The organism is Amycolatopsis sp. cmx-4-61 (assembly GCF_046548775.1).
Taxonomy (GTDB): Bacteria; Actinomycetota; Actinomycetes; order Mycobacteriales; family Pseudonocardiaceae; genus Amycolatopsis.
The window spans coordinates 20,788-40,057 of sequence record NZ_JAEBEI010000027.1 but is presented as its reverse complement, the minus strand read 5'-3'; the positions used below and the strand labels follow the sequence as shown (position 1 = coordinate 40,057).

15 protein-coding genes and 1 pseudogene are annotated in these 19,270 nt (G+C 71.3%); 10 read left to right on the top strand and 6 right to left on the bottom strand.

Annotated elements, in window-relative coordinates:
• Positions 1-100 precede the first annotated feature (100 nt).
• Positions 101-6,094: pseudogene (locus tag ACLJOU_RS42435) on the top strand (type I polyketide synthase); the annotation flags it as partial.
• A gap of 240 nt (positions 6,095-6,334) precedes the next feature.
• Entirely contained in the window at positions 6,335-6,556 is a 222-nt protein-coding gene (locus tag ACLJOU_RS42430) for an ANTAR domain-containing protein (protein WP_410574937.1), read from the top strand.
• 103 nt (positions 6,557-6,659) lie between these two features.
• On the opposite strand, the gene ACLJOU_RS42425 is transcribed toward ACLJOU_RS42430, so the two are convergent.
• Complete coding sequence (locus ACLJOU_RS42425; protein WP_410574936.1) at positions 6,660-7,949, bottom strand: protein kinase domain-containing protein; 1,290 nt, start codon at positions 7,947-7,949, stop codon at positions 6,660-6,662.
• A 673-nt stretch (positions 7,950-8,622) separates the two neighbouring features.
• On the opposite strand from ACLJOU_RS42425, the gene ACLJOU_RS42420 reads away from it, so the two are divergent.
• A complete protein-coding gene (locus ACLJOU_RS42420; RefSeq protein ID WP_410574935.1) occupies positions 8,623-9,402 on the top strand; it encodes a PRC and DUF2382 domain-containing protein in 780 nt (259 codons plus the stop codon).
• Between the two features lie 104 nt (positions 9,403-9,506).
• Complete coding sequence (locus ACLJOU_RS42415; RefSeq protein WP_410574934.1) at positions 9,507-9,773, top strand: hypothetical protein; 267 nt, start codon at positions 9,507-9,509, stop codon at positions 9,771-9,773.
• 333 nt (positions 9,774-10,106) lie between these two features.
• Here the strand turns inward: ACLJOU_RS42415 and ACLJOU_RS42410 are convergent, their stop codons facing one another.
• The 4 genes from ACLJOU_RS42410 to ACLJOU_RS42395 form a co-directional block, all read right to left on the bottom strand.
• Entirely contained in the window at positions 10,107-10,853 is a 747-nt protein-coding gene (locus ACLJOU_RS42410; protein ID WP_410574933.1) for a TetR/AcrR family transcriptional regulator, read from the bottom strand.
• A 134-nt stretch (positions 10,854-10,987) separates the two neighbouring features.
• Complete coding sequence (locus ACLJOU_RS42405) at positions 10,988-11,218, bottom strand: tautomerase family protein (protein ID WP_410574932.1); 231 nt, start codon at positions 11,216-11,218, stop codon at positions 10,988-10,990.
• A gap of 66 nt (positions 11,219-11,284) precedes the next feature.
• Positions 11,285-12,196 (bottom strand): SDR family oxidoreductase, encoded by a 912-nt coding sequence (locus tag ACLJOU_RS42400; protein ID WP_410574931.1) that lies wholly within the window; start codon positions 12,194-12,196, stop codon positions 11,285-11,287.
• Positions 12,163-12,765: an SDR family NAD(P)-dependent oxidoreductase gene (locus ACLJOU_RS42395; protein WP_410574930.1), complete on the bottom strand. Its 603-nt coding sequence runs from the start codon at positions 12,763-12,765 to the stop codon at positions 12,163-12,165. Before ACLJOU_RS42395 ends, ACLJOU_RS42400 begins: the two co-directional genes overlap by 34 nt.
• Before the next feature lie 246 nt (positions 12,766-13,011).
• Between ACLJOU_RS42395 and ACLJOU_RS42390 the strand changes: the two genes are divergently transcribed.
• The gene (locus tag ACLJOU_RS42390; protein ID WP_410574929.1) at positions 13,012-13,251 is read left to right on the top strand and encodes a hypothetical protein; all 240 of its coding nucleotides are present in this window, start codon (positions 13,012-13,014) and stop codon (positions 13,249-13,251) included.
• Positions 13,252-13,797: 546 nt separating this feature from the next.
• Complete coding sequence (locus ACLJOU_RS42385) at positions 13,798-14,871, top strand: NAD-dependent epimerase/dehydratase family protein (protein WP_410574928.1); 1,074 nt, start codon at positions 13,798-13,800, stop codon at positions 14,869-14,871.
• On the opposite strand, the gene ACLJOU_RS42380 is transcribed toward ACLJOU_RS42385, so the two are convergent.
• Positions 14,841-15,455: a TetR/AcrR family transcriptional regulator gene (locus tag ACLJOU_RS42380; protein WP_410574927.1), complete on the bottom strand. Its 615-nt coding sequence runs from the start codon at positions 15,453-15,455 to the stop codon at positions 14,841-14,843. The two genes, ACLJOU_RS42385 and ACLJOU_RS42380, sit on opposite strands and share 31 nt — an antisense overlap.
• Before the next feature lie 134 nt (positions 15,456-15,589).
• Here ACLJOU_RS42380 and ACLJOU_RS42375 point away from each other — a divergent pair, with 134 nt between their 5' ends.
• From ACLJOU_RS42375 to ACLJOU_RS42360, 4 genes are read left to right on the top strand one after another with little or no spacing between them, the layout of a single operon-like run.
• The gene (locus ACLJOU_RS42375; RefSeq protein ID WP_410574926.1) at positions 15,590-16,453 is read left to right on the top strand and encodes an alpha/beta fold hydrolase; all 864 of its coding nucleotides are present in this window, start codon (positions 15,590-15,592) and stop codon (positions 16,451-16,453) included.
• 28 nt (positions 16,454-16,481) lie between these two features.
• Positions 16,482-17,480 carry a zinc-dependent alcohol dehydrogenase family protein gene (locus ACLJOU_RS42370; RefSeq protein ID WP_410574925.1) on the top strand — a complete coding sequence of 333 codons (999 nt, stop codon included), beginning with the start codon at positions 16,482-16,484 and terminating at the stop codon, positions 17,478-17,480.
• An 8-nt stretch (positions 17,481-17,488) separates the two neighbouring features.
• On the top strand, positions 17,489-18,511 hold the full coding sequence (locus ACLJOU_RS42365) for an alcohol dehydrogenase catalytic domain-containing protein (RefSeq protein WP_410574924.1): 1,023 nt from the start codon (positions 17,489-17,491) through the stop codon (positions 18,509-18,511).
• The gene (locus ACLJOU_RS42360; protein WP_410574923.1) at positions 18,508-19,233 is read left to right on the top strand and encodes a hypothetical protein; all 726 of its coding nucleotides are present in this window, start codon (positions 18,508-18,510) and stop codon (positions 19,231-19,233) included. Before ACLJOU_RS42365 ends, ACLJOU_RS42360 begins: the two co-directional genes overlap by 4 nt.
• Positions 19,234-19,270 lie beyond the last annotated feature (37 nt).

Below are 19,270 nucleotides of genomic sequence, written 5' to 3'. Positions count from 1 at the left end.
CATGGCCGAGCAGGACCAGCTCCGCACCTATCTCAAGCGCGCGGTCGCCGAGGCACGCGACGCCCGGCAGAAACAGCGCGAACTCGAAGAGCGGGCCAGGGAGCCGATCGCGATCATCGGGACGGCCTGCCGCTTCCCCGGCGGGGCCGAGTCGCCGGAGCAGCTGTGGCGGCTGGTCGCCGACGGCGTCGACGCGGTCGGCGACTTCCCGGCCGACCGGGGCTGGGACCTCGGCGGGCTGTTCGATCCCGATCCCGACCACCCCGGCACGTCCACCACCGCGGCGGGCACGTTCCTGCCCGGCGCGGCCGAGTTCGACGCCGGGTTCTTCGGGATCAGCCCGCGCGAGGCACTGGCCACCGACCCGCAGCACCGGCTGCTGCTGGAGACCGCCTGGGAGGCGGTGGAACGCGCCCGGATCGACCCGGCGTCGCTGCGCGGCACCCGCACGGGAGTGTTCGCCGGGGTCATCTACACCGAGTACGGCGCCCGCGTCTGGAACGGCAGGGCGCCGGAAGGACTCGAGGGCTTCCTCGGCACGGGCAGCGCCGGCGGTATCGCCTCCGGCCGGATCGCCTACACCCTCGGTCTCGAAGGCCCGGCGATCACGGTGGACACGGCGTGCTCGTCGGCGCTGGTGGCGCTGCACCTGGCGAGCGAGTCGCTGCGGCGCGGGGAATGCACGCTCGCACTGGCCGGCGGGGTCACCGTCCTGGCCACGCCGGCTGCGTTCCTCGAGTTCTCCCGGCAGCGCGGCCTCGCCCCGGACGGCCGGTGCAAGCCGTTCGCCGCCGCGGCGGACGGCACCGGCTGGGCCGAAGGGGCCGGGATCCTGCTGCTGGAACGGCTGTCCGAAGCCCGCCGCCGCGGTCACCCGGTGCTGGCGGTGATCCGCGGCTCGGCGGTCAACTCCGACGGCGCGAGCAGCGGCCTGACCGCGCCGAACGGACCCGCGCAGCAGCGTGTGATCCGGGCGGCACTGGCGAACGCCGGACTGTCTGCCTCGGACGTCGACGCCGTCGAAGCGCACGGCACCGGCACGAAACTGGGCGACCCGATCGAAGCGCAGGCGTTACTGGCGACGTACGGCCAGGACCGGCCGGGAGACCGGCCGTTGTGGTTGGGTTCGGTGAAGTCGAACATCGGGCACACGCAGGCGGCGGCGGGGGTGGCCGGGGTCATCAAGATGGTCGAGGCGATGCGCCGTGGTGTGCTGCCGCGGACGTTGCACGTCGACGAGCCGACCCCGCAGGTGGACTGGACCGAGGGGGCGGTGCGGCTGCTCACCGAGGCGGTGGCGTGGCCGGAGACCGGACGCCCCCGCCGGGCCGGGGTGTCGGCGTTCGGGCTGTCCGGGACGAACGCGCACGTGATCGTCGAGCAGGTGCCTTCGGACGAGGAGCCGGCGCCGGGCCCGGAAACCGGGGTGGTCCCATGGGTGCTGTCCGGCCGGACCGCCCAGGCCGTGCGGGACCAGGCCGCCCGCCTGGCGTCCTTCGTGGCGGAGCGGCCGGAACTGTCCGTTGTGGACATCGCGCGGTCACTGGCTGTCACGCGGTCCCGGTTCGGGTACCGGGCGGTGGCCGCCGGAGCGGACCGGACGGCGCTGCTCGACGCGCTCGCGCGGGCCGAAGCGGAACCGGCCGCCGAGGGCAAGGTGGCGTTCCTGTTCTCCGGCCAGGGGGCCCAGCGCGCCGGCATGGGCCGTGAGCTGTACGACCGGTTCCCGGTCTACGCCGAGGCCTTCGACGCGGTGTGCGCGCGGTTCCCGTTGCCGGTGAAGGAAGTGGTCTTCGGGGACGCCGAAGCCCTCGACCGCACCGAGTACGCGCAGCCGGCGTTGTTCGCCGTCGAGGTCGCGCTGTTCCGCCTGCTGGAGTCGTGGGGCCTGCGCCCGGACGCGCTGGCCGGGCATTCGATCGGCGAGATCGCGGCCGCGCACGTCGCCGGGATCCTCTCGCTCGACGACGCCGCGACGCTGGTCGCCGCCCGTGGCGCGCTGATGCAGGCCCTGCCCGCGGGCGGGGTGATGACCGCCGTCGAGGCCACCGAGGCCGAAGTGCGCCCGCACCTGGGGGACACGACCGGGATCGCCGCCGTCAACGGGCCGCGGGCGGTCGTGGTGTCCGGGGCGCGGGCGGACGTCGAGCGGATCGCGGAGACGTTCGCCCGGCAGGGCCGCCGGACGAAGGCCCTCGCCGTGTCGCACGCGTTCCACTCACCGCTGATGGAGCCGATGCTGGCGAAGTTCCGCCGCGTCGTCGAAGGCCTCACCTTCGCCGAGCCGCGGATCCCGGTGCACTCGACGGTGTCCCGCGCCGCTGATATGTCCACCGTGGACTACTGGGTGACGCACGTCCGTGCGACCGTGCGCTTCGCCGACGCCGTCGAGGAGCTGCGGACCGCGGGCGTGACGACCGGCCTGGAACTCGGGCCCGGCGGCGTGCTGTCCGGGATGGGCCCGGCGTGCACCGGCGACATCCGCTTCGTGCCCGGGCTGCGGGACGGGCGGCCGGAGCCGGAAGCGCTCTTCGGCGCGCTCACGACGCTGGCGCCGGACTGGGCGGCGGTGGTCGCGGAGGGCTGCACTGTCGACTTGCCGACCTACGCCTTCCAGCGCGAGCACTTCTGGCTCCGGGAGCCGCCGCGGACGGGGGACGTCGAAGCCGCCGGGCTCACCGCGATCGGGCACCCGCTGCTCATCGCGTGCGTGCCGGTGCCGTCGACCGGTGAACTGGTGCTGACCGGGCGGCTTCCGGCCGCGGCCGGGTCGTGGCTTGCCGACCACGAGGTGCTGGGCAAGCGGCTGCTGCCGGGGGCCGCCGTCGTGGAGCTGGTGCTGCGGGCCGCGGAGGAAGCCGGGTGCGGGCAGCTGGAAGAACTGACGCTCGAGGCCCCGCTGGTCCTGCCGGACGAGGCGACCCGCGTCCAGGTGGTGCTCGGCGCGCCCGAGCCGTCGGGCCGCCGCACGGTCGGCGTCCACGCGCAGACCGGCGAAGGGCCGTGGACGCGGCACGCGACGGGGTCCGTCCTCGTGGCGGCGGGCGAGGTGCCCGGCGAGGCACCGGATTGGCCACCGGCGGGCGAGGAGCTGTCCGTCCCGGAGCTGCACGACGACCTGGCGGCCGCGGGACTCGGCTACGGCCCGGCGTTCCAGGGCCTCGACGCCGCGTGGCGAGCGGGCGAGGAGGTCTTCGCCGAGGTGACGCTGCCGGTCGACGCGGACGGGTTCGGCCTCCACCCGGCCCTGCTCGACGCGGCCCTGCACGCGGCGGCACGCCTCGCGTCGGCGGCGGAGCCGGGAGTACCGCGGCTGCCGTTCGCGTGGAGCGGCGTCCGCCTGCACGCGGAGGGGGCGACGAGCCTGCGGGTCCGGCTCGCCCCAGCCGGGGAAGAGGCGTTTTCGCTGGTGGCGTGGGATCCGGTCGGCCGGCCGGTGCTGACGGTGGAGTCCCTGGTCCTTCGCCCGGTCGGCCGGCTGGGCGACCGGCCCCTGGCGGGCGAGCTCCTGCGGGTCGACTGGCCCCGGCTGCCACTCGCGGCGGCCGAGCAGGCGGCGTGGCCGGTGGTCGGCCCGGCACCGGAACACGTGACGGTATCGGCGAAGTACGGCGACCTGGCGGAGCTGGGCCGGGCCCTCGACGCGGGGGCGGCGGTGCCGCCGGTGGTGCTGGCCGCGGTACCTGCCGGTGACTCGGGCACGGCCGACGCCGGCCTGGGTGCAACGGTCCCGCGCGGCGCCGGCCCGGGCAGCGTCGGCTCGGCCGATCGCGGCGCCGCCCCGGCTGCGTCCGCCGTTGGCGGCACAGGCACGGGGGCCGTGCGCGCCGCCGCCGTTCGTGATGCCGTCCAGCGCACCCTCGCCCTCGCCCGTTCCTGGGTCGAAGACGCGCGGTTCGACGGCTCGAAACTCGTGCTCGTCACGCGCAACGCGGTGGCCGCCCCCGCTCCCGATCTGGTCCAAGCTCCGCTCTGGGGCCTGCTGCGGTCGGCGCAGGCGGAGCACCCGGACCGGTTCGTCCTCGTCGACAGCGACGCCACCGAAGCCTCCGCCGAAGCGCTCGCTGGCGCCGTGGCCACCGGTGAGCCGCAGCTCGTGCTCCGCGACGGCGCCGCCCGCGTGCCCCGGCTGACCGCCGCCGCCTCTGCCGGGCCGGTCGCCTTCGACCGCGACGGAACCGTTCTCCTCACCGGCGGCTCCGGGGACCTGGCCCGCGTGCTCGCCCGGCACCTCGTCCGCGACCACGGGGTGCGGCACCTGCTGCTCGCCGCCCGGCGGCCGGAACGGGCCGCCGACCTCGCCGCCGAGCTGACCGGCGCGGGCGCCGACGTGACCGTCGCCGCCTGTGACGTCGCCGATCGGGACGCCGTTCGCGCGCTGCTCGCCGGGGTGCCCGCCGCGCATCCGCTCACCGCCGTGCTGCACACCGCCGGCGTGCTCGACGACGGCGTGCTCACCTCGCTGCGGCCCGGACAGCTCGACGCCGTCCTGCGGCCGAAGGTCGACGGGGGCCTCGTCCTCGACGAGCTGACCCGGGACCTCGGCCTGGCGGCGTTCGTCCTGTTCTCCTCGGCCGCCGGCCAGTTCGGCGCGCCGGGACAGGCCGGCTACGCCGCCGCGAACGCCTTCGCCGACGCGCTGGCCCGGCGGCGCCGGGCCGACGGCCTGCCCGCCACGGCCCTCGCCTGGGGCCTGTGGCAGCAGGACGACGGCATGGCGGGCGGCCTCGGCGCCGCCGACCGGAACCGGATGGCCCGCGCCGGCGTCGTCGCACTGTCCGAAGAGGATGGTCTGCGGCTCTTCGACGCGGCGCTCGCCGGTGAAGAGGCGGTCGTGGTGCCGATCGGGCTCGACCGGGCCGCGCTCCGGAACTCCGGCGAGCGGGTGCCGGCGCTGCTGCGCGGGCTGGTCCGGACCCCCGTCCGGCGGGCGGCGAAAACCGCGCCCGATTCCGCCGGGTCCTTCGCCGGCGGGCTCGCCGGACTGTCCGAGGAGGACCGCCGGGCCCGCGTCCTGGAGCTGGTGCGGCAGGAGGCCGCCGTCGTGCTCGGCCACGCGGGCGCGGACGCGATCACCGCCGGGCAGCCCTTCCTCGAAGCCGGGTTCGACTCGCTCACGGCGGTCGAACTGCGCAACCGCCTCGCCGCGGCGACCGGGACGCGGCTGCCCGTGTCGGTCGTCTTCGACCTGGCCACGCCCGCGGCGCTGGCCGGCCGCCTCGCCGGGGAGCTGGCGCCCGGCCGCCCCGCCGCTCCGGCGGACGCGGGCGACACCGTCAACGCCCTGTACCGCCAGGCCTGGGAACGGCGGGACATCGTCGCCGGCAACGAGTTCCTCCGCGCGGCGGCGCGGCTGCGGCCGAAGTACGACGACGCGGCATACCTGGCGGAACTGCCGCCGCCGGTCAACCTGGCCACCGGCCCCGCGCGGCCGCGGCTGATCTGCATCCCCACGCTGGCGGCGTCGTCGAGCCCGCTGCACTACGCGCGGTTCGCGGCCGAACTGCAAGGCGTCAGGGACGTCTCGGTCGTGTACCTGCCGGGGTACGCCGACGCGCGGGAGAAGCTGCCGGCGTCGTTCGACGCGATGGCCGGTCTACTGGCGGATTCGGTGGAGCGCGCCGCGGGCGGGGAGCCGTTCGCGCTGGTCGGCTATTCGGCGGGGGGCTGGCTGGCCACGGCGGCGGCACTGCGCCTGGAGGACCGCGGCCGCACCCCGGCGGGCGTGGTCCTCGTCGACACGTACTTCTTCGACGCGGACCTGCCGCTGATCGAGCCGACCCTGGCCGACGAGATGTTCGCGCGCGAGGACTTCTTCGGCCGCATCGGCCACGCCCGGCTCACCGGGATGGGCGGCCACCTCAACGTGCTGGACACGTTCACCCCGCGCGCGACGAAGGCGCCGATGCTGTTCGTCCGGGCGCTGGACCCGCTCCCCTCGGAGGGCGACGGCGTCGGTCCCGACCACCCCATCTGGCGGCACGAGATCCCCTTCGCCGACGAGACGGTCGAGGTGCCGGGGAACCACATGAACGTGATGGAACAGGAGAACGGGCGGGAGGTGGCACGCGTAGTCGACCGGTGGCTCGCCTGAGCGTGATCAGGGAGGTCTTCGAAGCACTGCGCCCGCGGGATGCGCAGCAGATCGACCACGTGAAGGTACTGGGAAGGCCGCGGTCGTCACCGACGCAGGCAGCGGAATCGACCGCGCTCGCCGTGGGGGCGCAGCGGGGGACCCAGGTGTGACGAGCAGGACACCGCGCACCAGCTGGTCGCCGATGTCCGTTCGACCGCGGGACAGCCGCCGGGCTTCGCGCCGTTCTGACCGCGCGCGGTGATCGATCAGGCGAAGGGCATCCTCGTGGCGGCCCGATGCATTACCGCCGGCGAAGCCTTCACACTGCTCGTGCAAGAGTCGCAGAACGACAACGTGAAGCTGATCGACCAGGCCTGCCGGGCCGCCGACCGAGAAGCCAGGTACCGGGTCGCGGGGAAGCACCGGGAGCCCGGTAGCAGCGAGGGGAGGGAACTGCTACCGGGCGGTGTCGCGGCGTGAACTGCATGTAGAAAGTTGGGCGACCCGCCGGAATTGCCACGGCCGAGACGCCGTCGCCACCATCCAAGGTGCTTCGCCGCGTCCTGAATGAGTGGTCCTCGGCTCACGGTCCGCTGCTGTTCTTGCCGTTGCCCTTCCCCTTGTCCTTGCCCTTGGCTTTCCCCGGGCCGTTGCCGGTTCCTGCGCCGGCACTCCCGCCCGGGCTGGGCGTGCTGTGCTTCGGCGGTGCCACGGCGGCCAGGCCCGGTGCCGCCGATTCCGTCATCGGTGACGTTGCCGCCACGGCGGAGGCCGTGGGTGCGGTGGCCCCGGCGGGCGCGGAGGTGGCGAAAGTGGTCGGTTGGGCAGCCGGCGGCCGGGCTGGGGTGTCTTCGGGTACGTCCGGCCTGGTCAGCACGACCGCGAGCACGGCGGCCGCGGCCGCGGCGGCCAGGCCACCGGCTGCGGCTGGTGTCCGTCGCTTCGGCGGCGGCGCCGGTGTCGCGTCCGGGACCGGGACCGGGGTGGAGCTGAGGACGGCGGGGGCCTGGCGCAGCAGCTGGGGTATTTGCTCGGCTGCCGGGCGGTCCGCCGGCTCGCGGGCGGTCATCACGCTCAGCGTGTGCGCGAGCGGCTTCGGCAACCCGGCGGGAATGCGGGGCGCCCGATGCAACCGCGCCATGGCCGACTCCGCCAGCGTGCCGGGGTACTCCCGCTCGGCGGTCAGGCATTCCAGCAGGATGAGGCCGAGGGCGTAGACATCGGCAGCCGGGCCGGCGGGCTCTCCCACGATCTGTTCGGGCGCCAGGTAGGCGGCGGTGCCGGTGACCAGGCCGGTGCCGGTGATGTGGGTGGAGTCCAGCTCGTGCGCGATGCCGAAGTCGCCGATCAGCGGGCCGTCGGAACCGAGCAGGATGTTGGCGGGCTTGAGGTCGCGGTGCACGACGCGCCGGGCGTGGACGTGAGCGAGCGCGTCGGCCAGTTGGATCCCCAGCTCGGTGACCTCGTCCGCGGGGAGCGGGCCGGCGACGAGCCGCTCGGCGAGGTTCTCGCCGTCGACCAGCTGCATCACCAGGTACGGTCCGGCGTGATCGGTGCCGCTGTCGAACAGCGCCACCACCCGCGGGTGGTCGATGCTGGCCTGCACGGTCTTCTCCCGCGCTCGGCGCAGCTGCTCGACGGCGACTACGTGGTGCTCGTAGACCTTGATGGCGACCTCACGACCGAGCCTCCGGTCGACGCCTCGGTAGACCCGGGCGGTGGCCCCGCTGCCGATGAGCTGTCCGAGTTCATAGCGCCCGGCGATCAGGTTCGGCCGCTTGTCTCCGTCCCGGACGGGCGACTCGCCTGCGACGTCCAGAGACAACCGCGGCGACGTCACATCGTCGCCGTCGCCCGGTTCGTCGTTCCTCATCGGCAGGGATCTCCATCCGGCTCGCGGTGCCTTTCTTTTCGAATACCCGAAACGGGAGAGCAGGCAAACGTGAGGTGTGAAGGAGACCCGTCGCCGGGAATTCACCGGATCGGCACATTCCCGGTGTCCTTCCGGCGAGGCGCGGCAGCCACCCGTTCCGGTGCCCGTGCGAGACGAGGAGGTTCCGTGCCCGCTTCCCTGATGGTGCGGGCCATGTGCGGTGTGTCGACCGATCGCCGCCGCCTTCTCTGTTGGTGATCGTCGAGGACTGGCGCAGCGCAGGCGGGCTCGTCGGACCACTTCCCTGCCAAGAGCCGACTTGCGGCCCCGCTTCGTCTGTCTCGCAACTCGTAGGGCCGGAAGTCCCGTTCATCGGCGCTACTCTAGGTGTGAGTCCGACGCATCTGACCGTCGCCGGTGGGCCGTGCGGGTGAGGTGAGGATTCCATGTGTTCATCCCCTGCGCCGGGGTTAGACCTCCTTGCGAGAGCTTCTCGATCGGAGCCCGGAAGGTCACCGGCAGAGCGGATCCCGTAACGGAACGACACTTTCGAGCCGTTGGTGAATCCTGCCGACTCAGGTGGATACCCGGGCAGGAAGTGTCGTGGAGGTCGATCAAGAACAACACCGTTCTTTGATCACAGGAACAGCGAGCAGAAGCAACGGAGATCATCATGACCAACGCCACCCACAAGCACATCAGCCAGTGGACCGGCCGCGATGTCCACGATTCCACCGGCGAGAAAATCGGTACTGTCGAACAGTTCTGGTTCGACGACCAAGACGGGGAGCCGACCTGGGTGTCGGTCAAGACGGGCTTGTTCGGACTGCGACAGTCGTTCGTGCCGGCAGAAGGCCTTACCGAAGGCGCCAACGGAGAGCTGACCACTCGATACACCAAGGATCGAGTCAAAGACGCGCCGAACGTCGATGTCTCCGACGACCATCTCGACCCCACGGAGGAGCGCCGCCTCTACGACCACTACGAGATCACCACCAATCCCGGCCGGCACACGCTCCGCGCTGGACGCGAGGACGCGGAGCGCACCGACACCGAAGCCGGCCGCCGCGACACCGGCGGCGAAGCAATGACCCGCTCGGAGGAGCACTTGCAGGTGGGCACCGAGCACCACGAGAAGGGCCGGGCCAGACTGCGCAAGTACGTCGTCACCGAGACCGAGCAGGTCGACGTTCCGGTCACCCGCGAAGAGGTGCGGGTCGAACGTGAGCCGATCACCGACGCCAACCGCGGCGAGGCTGTCTCAGGTCCCGCTATTTCCGAAGCCGAGCACGAGGTGACCCTGCACGAGGAACGTCCTGTCGTTGACACCGAAGCGGTCCCCGTGGAACGGGTACGGCTGTCCAAGCAGCAGGTCACGGACACCGAAACAGTCTCCGGCGAGGTCCGTCAGGAACGCATCGATACAGACGTCGACGACGACACACGCCGATAACAAACCGCGAATCGATTGGCAGGCCCAAGCTTCGCGGCGGAGGGCCGACCGATTCATCATCGTCCTCACGCACATTGCAGGCCCAGAGACGACCCTGGCCAGTGGTGTATCAGCTGCCGAATGTCCACCTGATCGAAAGGATGAATCTGATGGCAGTCAACGTGGATCTGGCAAAGATGCTGGACAAGAAGTACGAGAGCAAATCCCTGGACGAGCTCCTGGACGCCCCGGTGTCGGCACTGTCCGGGGTGAGCGACGACGATGCGGACAAGCTGAAGGCTGCCTTCGGCATCAAGACAGTCCGCGATCTGGGACGCAACAAGTACTTCCGGGCGGCCGCGGCGCTGCTTGACCTCCACAACGCCAGCTGAGGTCGGGACACGCGGCGACCACCACCTTGTGTGCCAGCGATCTCCGCGTCGGGGCCCGATGCGTCAAGAGCCGGCGCATCGGGTCCTGCCTCGCCCCAGCTTTGCTTCCTGTCGGATGGATGACAGCGACCAACGCAGTCACCCGCGTTGAGCAAGCCGGCGGCCTCGATGTCATCCCCTGCGCCATCCTTCATGAGCCGCGGAGTCCGCGGCAGCCGGATCGTCGGTACGGTTGTCGCGGACGCTGCCGACCATGTCTGGGCCTGGTCGCGTCAGGGTCGTCGGCGAGACACCGAGACCGGCACAGCCACTGCAACCGCCGTAATCACCCACTCACTCGCCTGCCGCGGCAGGGCCAGGAGAAGTGCGAATCCGGTTCAGCCATTTGAGCAACAAGGCGGTCTCTTCCGGCTCCAGCGGTGACATGCCCGGCTCCTGCAGCTGAGCCTCGAGTTGCAGCGCTGGTGCCGTCATTGCATTGCCCGCTACCGGCCTGCCAGCGGTTTCCAGAGTGAGGCACGCTGCGAAAACTGCGTCGCGCACCCGGTGCGAGAGGTGCGGATCGGCGTAGCGCCCGGGCTGGGAAAGCATGCTCAGCGCGACGCCGACGTTCGCTGAGAGGATTGCCTGTGCTGCATCGACGGACGGGATCCGCAGTACGCCGATTGCCGCGCAGCGATCGAGCGCCCGGGTCAGCAGCTCGAAGATCCGGCCGGCGGGCTCGGGGACCTTCGGCAGGGCAGGAGAAAACATGAGCCGGTAGAGGGCGCCGTTGGTGAGGGCGAAGTTCATGTGGTCGTCCCAGCCCGCGCGCAGGTCCGCGACGGGGTCGTCGGTGGATTCCAGTGCCTGTTTCCGTTGCACGTAGCGCTCGAAGCCGTTCTGCACCAGCGCGTACAGGAGGCCGTTCTTGTCTTTGAAGAGCCGGTACAGGATGGGCTGGGCCACGCCGATCGCGTCGCACACCGCGCGGGTGGAGATGTCGTGATCGTCGGATGCGATCAGCAGCCGTTCGGCGGCGTCAAGCATGCGGGCGCGGACGTCTTCGGCTTTGGCATCTCGTGTGGCGGCATCGGACATGGCCCGGTCCACTCACCTTTCTCGATCACTCCACGTGGGCCCGGCCACGCCTGTCATCTGGGCGGCGTCACTCTACACAAGCCTGTCGGTGCGGCCGTGTGCCGCGGAGCGCCGCACGGCCGCACCGGTCCAGGTCAATGACCGCCGGTCTCGTCCGGTGCCTCACCGTTGACCATGGCTGCGGTGAGGACGGTGCCGCCGATGCCCCAGCCGCCGTCGACCACCTCGTCGACGAGCACCAGCACGTTCCGGCGGGCGGCCTCCCCGTAGATTTCGGCATAGAGGTCGGTGGTGCGGTCGATGATCAGCTTCTTCTGCTCCGGCTTGATCGTGCCGGCCGGGACCTTGAAGTTGGCGAAAGGCATTGCGTTCTCCCTTGTTCGATGATCAGCAGGCTCGAGTGAAGCCTGTTGGAACCCGCGCAGGCGGGGCTAGTGGACGGCGTTGAGCGGAAGCAGTTCCTGAATGCCGATCCGGCGGTAGAACTCCGCCCGGATGCGGTCGTTGACCATGGACACGACTTCACTGCCGTCGTTGCTGGGGTCGATGTGGACGCGGAAGGGGCGGTGTCCGGCTGGGAGGTTGACGATGCGCACGATCTGGTCCGCGACCTCGTCGACTGTGCGGCCCTTGGGGAAGATGTCGGACAGCGCCTTCTCCATCCCGTCGCGGAGCGCACCGTACGCCTCTCCGTATTCGGCGTCGCGCCTCCTGTCGTCGGGTGTGCCGGCGTGAGCGAAGTGGTTGGTGCCGCTGGGGTAGGCACCGGGCACGACGATCGTGGTGTCGATGCCGTACTTGATCAGTTCCGCGGCGTAGCTTTCGGCGAGGGCGTCCATGGCCGCCTTGGCGGCGAAGTACGGGGCGAGGAACGGTGGGTGGCCGCCTCGAGTGGAGGATGAGCCGACCCAGACGAGGTATCCGTGGCCCTGTGCCCGCAACGTGGGCAGCACGGCGCGGTTGACTCGCTGGGTCGAGAGCACGTTCACGTCGTAGAGCTGCGCGAGTTGTTCGGTGGTGAATGCTTCGGAGGGGCCGAGGACCATGTGCCCCGCGTTGTGCACCACGACGTCGATGCGTCCCTCCTGGGCCAAAATCGCGGCGATGGCGGTGTCGACCGATGCTTGGTCTTGCACGTCCATTTCGACCGCGCGGAGGTCGATCTTCTCCGCGTCTGCCAGCTGCGCCAGCTCGGCCACGCGGGGGGCGTTGCGATCGGCGGTCGCGCGCATGCCGGCGTAGACGATGTGGCCCGCACGGGCCAGGGCTTGGGCGGCCAGGTTGCCGAACCCGCTCGAAGCACCGGTGATCAGAATGACTTGGGAGGTCTGTTGCTCGGGCATGGTTCTCTCCTAGATGATTCCGCCGTCGCTGCTTCGTCCTTGCCGTCGAGGAACAGCGGGGTTGCCGTGGGGCCAGGTGCTACGGAGTTGACTGTGATGTCACGCCCCCGCAGTTCCCTGGCCAGGACCAGGGTGAGTGCTTCGACCGCACCTTTACTCGCGACGTACGCGCCGTAGCCCGGGAATTGGAGGCCCACGACGGAGGTCGAGAAGTTCACGATGGCTCCGCCGGCGCGCAGCTTGCGAGCGGCCAGCTGATCGACGACTGGCTTCAGGCGCATCACCCCGGCGGTGTGCACGACGACGTCGATGCCGCCGAAGGCGCTCTCGACGGCGTCGAAGGCGGCAGCCATGGCGACCTCGTCGGCGACGTCGCCGCCGACCGCGACCGCCTGGCCGCCCGCTGCGGTGATGTGCTCGGTGAGTTCGTCGGCGGTGGCCTTGTTGGCCGAGAAGTGCACTCCGAGGTGGTAGCCATCTCGGGCGAGGCGCTCGACGACGGCGCGCCCGATGCCTCCGGAACCTCCGGTGACCAGCGCCACGCGCGGATCGGTGGATGTGGTGGTCATGGCGACCTCTTATCGCTGATAACGATCGTTCGTTTTCGACGATAGCACTACTACTGGATCGATGCTACAGAAATCTCATATCAGTGATAACAGTGCTGATGGAGTTCAGGCTCTGTTCGCCAGGACGCGGCGGCCGGTTTTACGGCAGGTGTCACGGCTGGCGCCGCCGTCCCGCACATCGCCTCCGCGGGATCTCCCGGAAAAATACCCACACCGCGGCGGTTCTCCTCTTGCTTCACTGCTCGCATGGGGAAGAAACTCGCCGCCAGCGCGGCCATGCTGAGTGCTCTCGTCGTCCTCGCCGCTCCCGCGGAGGCGGCGACGAGGTACTACAGCCAGACCGTCACCGGAACGACGCAGAGCCAGTGCGAAACGGACGGCTGGGCGCTCGCGCAGCAGAAGCAGGCCGAGGGCTACCTCGTCACCTGGATCGGGTGTGGCTACTCGGACTTCCACTGGGCCGGCGTCGTCGGCTGGCACGTCTGACGCGCCGTCCGGGGCATTCGAACACCCTGAACGCTGGCGCCGCTTGACGTGGTGCTCGAGGATGGGCCCTTCCGTCACGACCTGGGAGAGATCATCCGATGGACATCCAGTCCTCGGTCCCGACGTCACCCGCCTGCCACGTCGGCACGCTGCTGGTCCTGCGGCTGTTGCGAAGGCTGTCCGGGGCGTCCGGCTTGCTGCTGCTGACCGGGACGCTGCTCAGCCCGAGCCGGATCCCGTCGAGATCTTGCTGTTGAGCCTGCTGATACTCGTCGGCGTCGAATGTTGTTCCGGCAGTGCCGTTGGCTCGGCCGCCCGGTGTCCCCCTACGCGAGGGGCGGCGGCGCCGCGGCACTGCCCGCCGGTCGTGGTGTGGCTGATGTCGCACCGCAAAGGCCGGGGCGGCCGCTTGCGCCTGTTCTTTCTCGCGAGCTGACCAGCACGCCTCTCCCAGGCTTTCGCCTGGCTCTCAGTCGAGACGGAACGGTTGCGTCTCGACTATCGGCGGACTAAGTTCGGCGGGTCGAGGAGCAAGGGGAGGGGTCGATGAGAATTCTGGTCAGTGGTGCGACCGGCTACATCGGCGGCGCGGTCAGCCGGGTTCTGCGCGACCACGGCCACGACGTGCTGGGACTGGCTCGGTCCGAGCGCTCCGCGACCGCTCTGCGCGCACGCGGAGTGGTCCCGGTCGCGGGCGATTTCGGCGATCCTGCCGGCTTGTCCGGCGCCGTCCGGGCTGCAGCGCCGGACGCCGTGGTCAGCACCGCCAGCCTGGGCAACGACGCGAGCACGTTCGCGAAGGACCGTGACGCCGTCAGTGCCCTCCGGGACGCCCTGGGCGACGACCGGAAGAAGCTGGTCTTCACCAGCGGCTCGGCGGTGTTCGGCACGTTCAGCGGCGGGGCCGCGACGGAGACCGTCCACGACGAGTACGCGGCCCTCCCGCTGCCGCCGGAGGTGTACGCGCCGGCTTCGGCGAAGGTGCATCCCATGCTGGCCCTCGGCTTCGGGGCCGCGATGAAGGCCCGCGTCGAAACCGAGCGCCTGGTCCTCGCCGCCGGTGGTGTCCAGGGCATCGTCGTGAGGCCAGGGCTGGTGTACGGCCACGGCGGCAGCTTCGACGTGCCGACACTCATCTCGCTGGCCAGGACGCACGGCCACGGCGTGCACCTGGGTGCCGGCGCGACGATCCAGGGCTACGTGCACATCGACGACCTCGCCGAGCTGTACCGCCTCGCGGTCGAGAGCGCCCCGGCCGGCTCAGTTCTGCACGGCGTCGCGGGGGAGGTGACGCTGCGCGAGCTCGCGGCCGCGGTGAGCCGGATGATCGGTGCCGACGGCCGGACCGAGGGTGTCGACCTGGCGCGGATGCTCGGGATGACCGGTCCCGCGGCGGCAGGGTTCCGGCTCACCCGCCGCCTGCCCGTGAGCCTCGCACGCCGGCTCCAGGCCGCGTTGCCACCGCCGCCGGGCGCCGGCGCGGGCCTCAGCGTGAGCCTGGGCAAGCGGCTGTCGGCGGAGTCGACCCGGCGTCTGCTGAACTGGTGGCCGCGGCGCCACGACATCCTCGACGACGTGGAATCCGGGTCCTACGCGGGCTTCGGCGCCGCGGAGGACTGAGCGCCGAGCAGGTGCTCGCGCACCGCCGTGAGGACCCGCTCGGACAAGGGGCCCCCGCGGGTGGCCCTGGCGATCGCGAGGGCGCCGACCATCGCCGCGAGTTCGACCAGGACTTCGCGCTCACGCGCTTCCGCGTCGGCCGGACGGTCGCCGAGCCGGGCCAGGCGTTCCAGTGAGCTGGTGACCCCTTCGCGGTAGCAGTCGCGCACCGGGCTGTCCGGGGCCGAGCGGGTGACGTCGGCGCTGAACGCGGTGGTGGCGCAGCCGTGGCCGGGATTATCCCGGTTCTGCTCGGACAGGTACGCCGTCACGTAGTTCGCGTGCGCCTCGACCGGGTTCGCGCTGGAGGCCAGGAAGCCGTCGAGGAGCGTGTCCTGCTCGGCGAAGGCGGCGGAGCAGGCGGCGGCGAACAGATCGTCCTTCGACTCGAACTGCCGGTAGAAGCCGCCGTGGGTGAGGCCGGCCGCGCCCATCACCTCGGGCACGCTGACCTGCGACATCCCGCGCTCGCGCGCCATCCGGGAGGCTGCCTCGACGACCGCCGTCCGGTTCGCCTCGGCCTGTGCCCGTGAAACACGTCCCATTGCGCCTTCTCCTCCCGCGCCTGTCACAGGCACTTCGGATGATCCTCATCATCTATCTTGCCACAGCATTTAGATTATGTTCATAATCTAAATGGGTCTCCGCTCCGGGAGGCCGCCAGACGGAAGGCAGCACGATGTCCGCGCCCCCGGCCACCCCGGCCCAGCTCACCGCCCCCAACCGAACCCTCGAAGCGGCCGGCGGGACCACCTACGCCTACCGCCGCTTCGGCAACACCGAGCGCGCGGTACCGCCGGTGCTGTTCCTGCAGCACTTCCGCGGCAACCTGGACAACTGGGATCCCGCCCTCGTCGACGCCATCGCTGCCGAGCGCGAAGTCGTCCTGCTGGACAACGCGGGCGTCGGCGGCTCGACCGGCACGACTCCGCGCACCGTCACGGCGATGGCGCACGACGCGCTGGCCTTCGTCGACGCCGCCGGCCTCCGGCACGTCGACGTTCTCGGCTTCTCCCTCGGCGGGTTCGTCGCGCAGGAACTGACGCTCATCCGGCCGCAGCTCGTCCGCCGGCTGGTCCTCGCCGGGACCGGACCGCAAGGTGGGCAGGGCATGCACGGCTTCACCGCCGAGGTGTCCGCGTCCGCCACCCGGGACGAGCCGACCGGCGAGGACCTGCTCAACCTGTTCTTCGAACGCACGCCGTCGAGCGTCGCGAAGGGCTGGGAATTCGTCGGGCGCATCTTCGCCCGCGAAGCCGACAGGGACCAGCCGGTGAGCCTGGCCGCCCGTGACGCCCAGCTCGACGCCATCACGGCGTGGGGCGTGCCTGACCCGACGCGGCTCAACCGGCTGGCCGGCATCACCCAGCCCGTCCTCGTCGCCAACGGCGACAACGACGTCATGGTGCCGACGCAGAACTCCGGGCTCCTGGCCCGGCACCTGTCCAACGCCCGACTCTCGATCTACCCGGGCGCCGGCCACGGCTTTCTCTTCCAGCACCCGGCCGAGTTCGCCGCCGACGTCAACGGCTTCCTCGGGTGACCACCCGAACCGGAAAGGGGCACCCACAATGAGCAGGCTCATCCTGACCGGCGTCGGCGAGCTGGCCGCGAACACGCGCCTGGTACCCGACACGGAAACCGCACTGGGCGACGAAGACGTGCTGCTGCGCATGGAAGCGGCGCCGATCAACCCCGTCGATTACCTCTTCGCCCAGAACATCTACGCCGTCCGGCCCCAACTGCCCAGCACCCTCGGCGCCGAAGGGATCGGTCGCGTGGTCAAGTGCGGCCCGGCCGCCGACCCGGCGCTGACCGGCCGGCGGGTCCTCGTCCTCGGCAGCTACGACCAGGGCGTGTGGGCGGACACGGTCGTCGTGCCCGCCCGCAACGTCGTCGCCGTGCCGGACGACGTCGACGGACTGCAGCTGGCGATGGCGGGGATCAACCCCCTCACCGCGCGGGTCATGCTCACGCGCTACGCCGACCTCAGGCCCGGCGACTGGATCGGGCAGACGCTCGGCAACTCCGCGGTCGCCCGCTGCGTGAGCACCCTGGCGAAGGTTGCCGGCGTGCGCACGCTCAGCGTCGTGCGCAGCGGCAGAGCGGCCGGGCAGGCCCGGGCCGCGGGCGCCGACCTGGTCCTGCTCGACGGGCCCGACCTCGCCGGCCGCGTCGCGGCGGCGCTCGGCGGCGACCGGCTGCGCCTGGTACTCGACGGTGCGGGCGGGACGCTCCCGGCCGCGCTCGTGGCCGCGCTGGAGTTCGGCGGCACGGTTGTCAGCTACGCGTCCGTCACCGGCGAACCGCCCGCGGTTCCCCTGGGGCCCTTGGTGTTCGAAGAATTCGCCGTGCGCGGGCTGTGGGTCACCAACTGGTTCCGGCACGCCCCCCGCGCCGAAGTGGCGAAGGCCGTCGGCGAGATCGTCGATCTCATCACCCGAGGTGTCCTCGCCGTGCCGGTCGACTCCACCTACCCGCTCGAGCGCCACGCCGACGCGTTCGCGCGGGACGCCGCGGCCGACCGCGCCGGAAAAGTGCTGTTCACCTTCCACCACGAGAAAGTCTGAGGAACACCGTGTCCACCTACCGTGCCTACCAAGTGACGGAAACCGGCGACTTCGCCCTCGTCGAACGAGAACTGACCGAGCCGCTCCCCGGGCAGGTCCGCATCCGGGTCGAGGCCTGCGGCGTGTGCCACAGCGACGCACTGGCCGTCGGCGGGCTGCTGCGCCCGGACGCGGCGACGCCGATCGTGCCCGGCCACGAGATCGTCGGCGTGATCGACGCCGTCGGCGCCGGAGTGACCGCCTGGCACACCGGCAACCGCGTGGGAGTCGGCTTCCTGAACGGCCACTGCGGTGAATGCGAACCCTGCCGGCGCGGCGACTTCGTCAACTGCGCCGCCCAGCCGCTCACCGGGACCACAGTGGACGGTGGCTACGCCGAAGTCGCCTTCGCCAGGGCCAGCGGGCTCGTGCGCATCCCCGACGGCCTCGACCCGGTCGACGCGGCCCCCCTGCTGTGTGCCGGGCTGACGGTGTTCAAGGCCCTGCGGCAGAGCGACGCCCGGCCCGGCGCGCTCGTCGCCGTGCACGGCATCGGCGGCCTCGGTCACCTCGCCGTCCAGCACGCCGGAAAGCTCGGCTACCGGGTCGCCGCGATCGCACGGGGCACCGCGAAAGCCGAACTGGCCGCGCGGCTGGGCGCCGACCACTACATCGACAGCACCGCCCAGGACGCCGCAGCGGCGTTGCGCGATCTCGGTGGGGCGGCCGCGATCATCGCCACCGCGGCCGACAGCCCCTCCACGGGCCCGCTGGTCGCGGGACTGGCACCGCGGGGCCGGATGATCGTCGTCGGCGCCGGCGCGGAGCCGATCCCGGTGAGCTCCACGGATCTCATCTTCGGCACCCGGACGATCACCGGCAGCCTGACCGGCACGTCGATCGAGAACGAGGACAACCTCGCCTTCAGCCTGCGGCGGGGGATCCGGTCCCTCAACGAGGTCATGCCCCTGGGCGAGGCGCCGAAGGCCTTCGAGCGCATGATGGCGGGCCAGGCCCGGTTCCGCGTCGTGCTCGACGTGCGGTCCCGATGACCGGCCTGCTGGACCGGATGCTCGCCGCGCACGGCGGATCGGACCGGTGGAACGAGCTGACCTCGCTCAGCGCCCGCGTGCGTGGCGGCGGCGGGCTCTGGGCGCTGAAGAACCAAGATGGCGTGCTCGACGACGTCGTCACGCGGGTCGACCTCCACCGCCAGTTTGCCAGTACAGCCCCCTTCGGTGAGCCTGGAGTACGCAGCTCGGTCACCGCCGACCGTGTCGCTCTTGAAACCGAAGCCGGGGTGGTGCTCGAGGAGCGCAGGGAACCGCGGCGCAGCTTCGCCGGTCACGACCTCGCGACGCCGTGGGACCGCCTGCAGCTGGCGTACTTCAACGGGTACGCGATGTGGACCTACCTGACCGAGCCGTTCTCCTTCACCTGGCCAGGAACCCGGGTCGAGGAGCTCGACCCGTGGCAGGAAGACGGCCACACCTGGCGCCGGCTCAAGGTGCGGTTCCCCGACGGTCTCGCGGTGCACAGCAAGGACAACCTCTACTACGTCGAGGAAAGCGGGCTGATCCGCCGGCACGACTACGTGTCCGAAGTGCTCGGCCCGGACGCCACACCGGCGGCGCACTACATCGACGGTCACGAAGAAGTCCAGGGCATCGTCGTGCCCACCCGGCGGCGGATCCACCCCATCGGCCCCGACGACTACGCTCTCAAGGAGACCCTCATCGTCTCCATCGACCTCGCCGAAATCAAGTTCACGTGACGGCGCCGGGGACGGCCGTACGGCCGTCCCCGGCCGG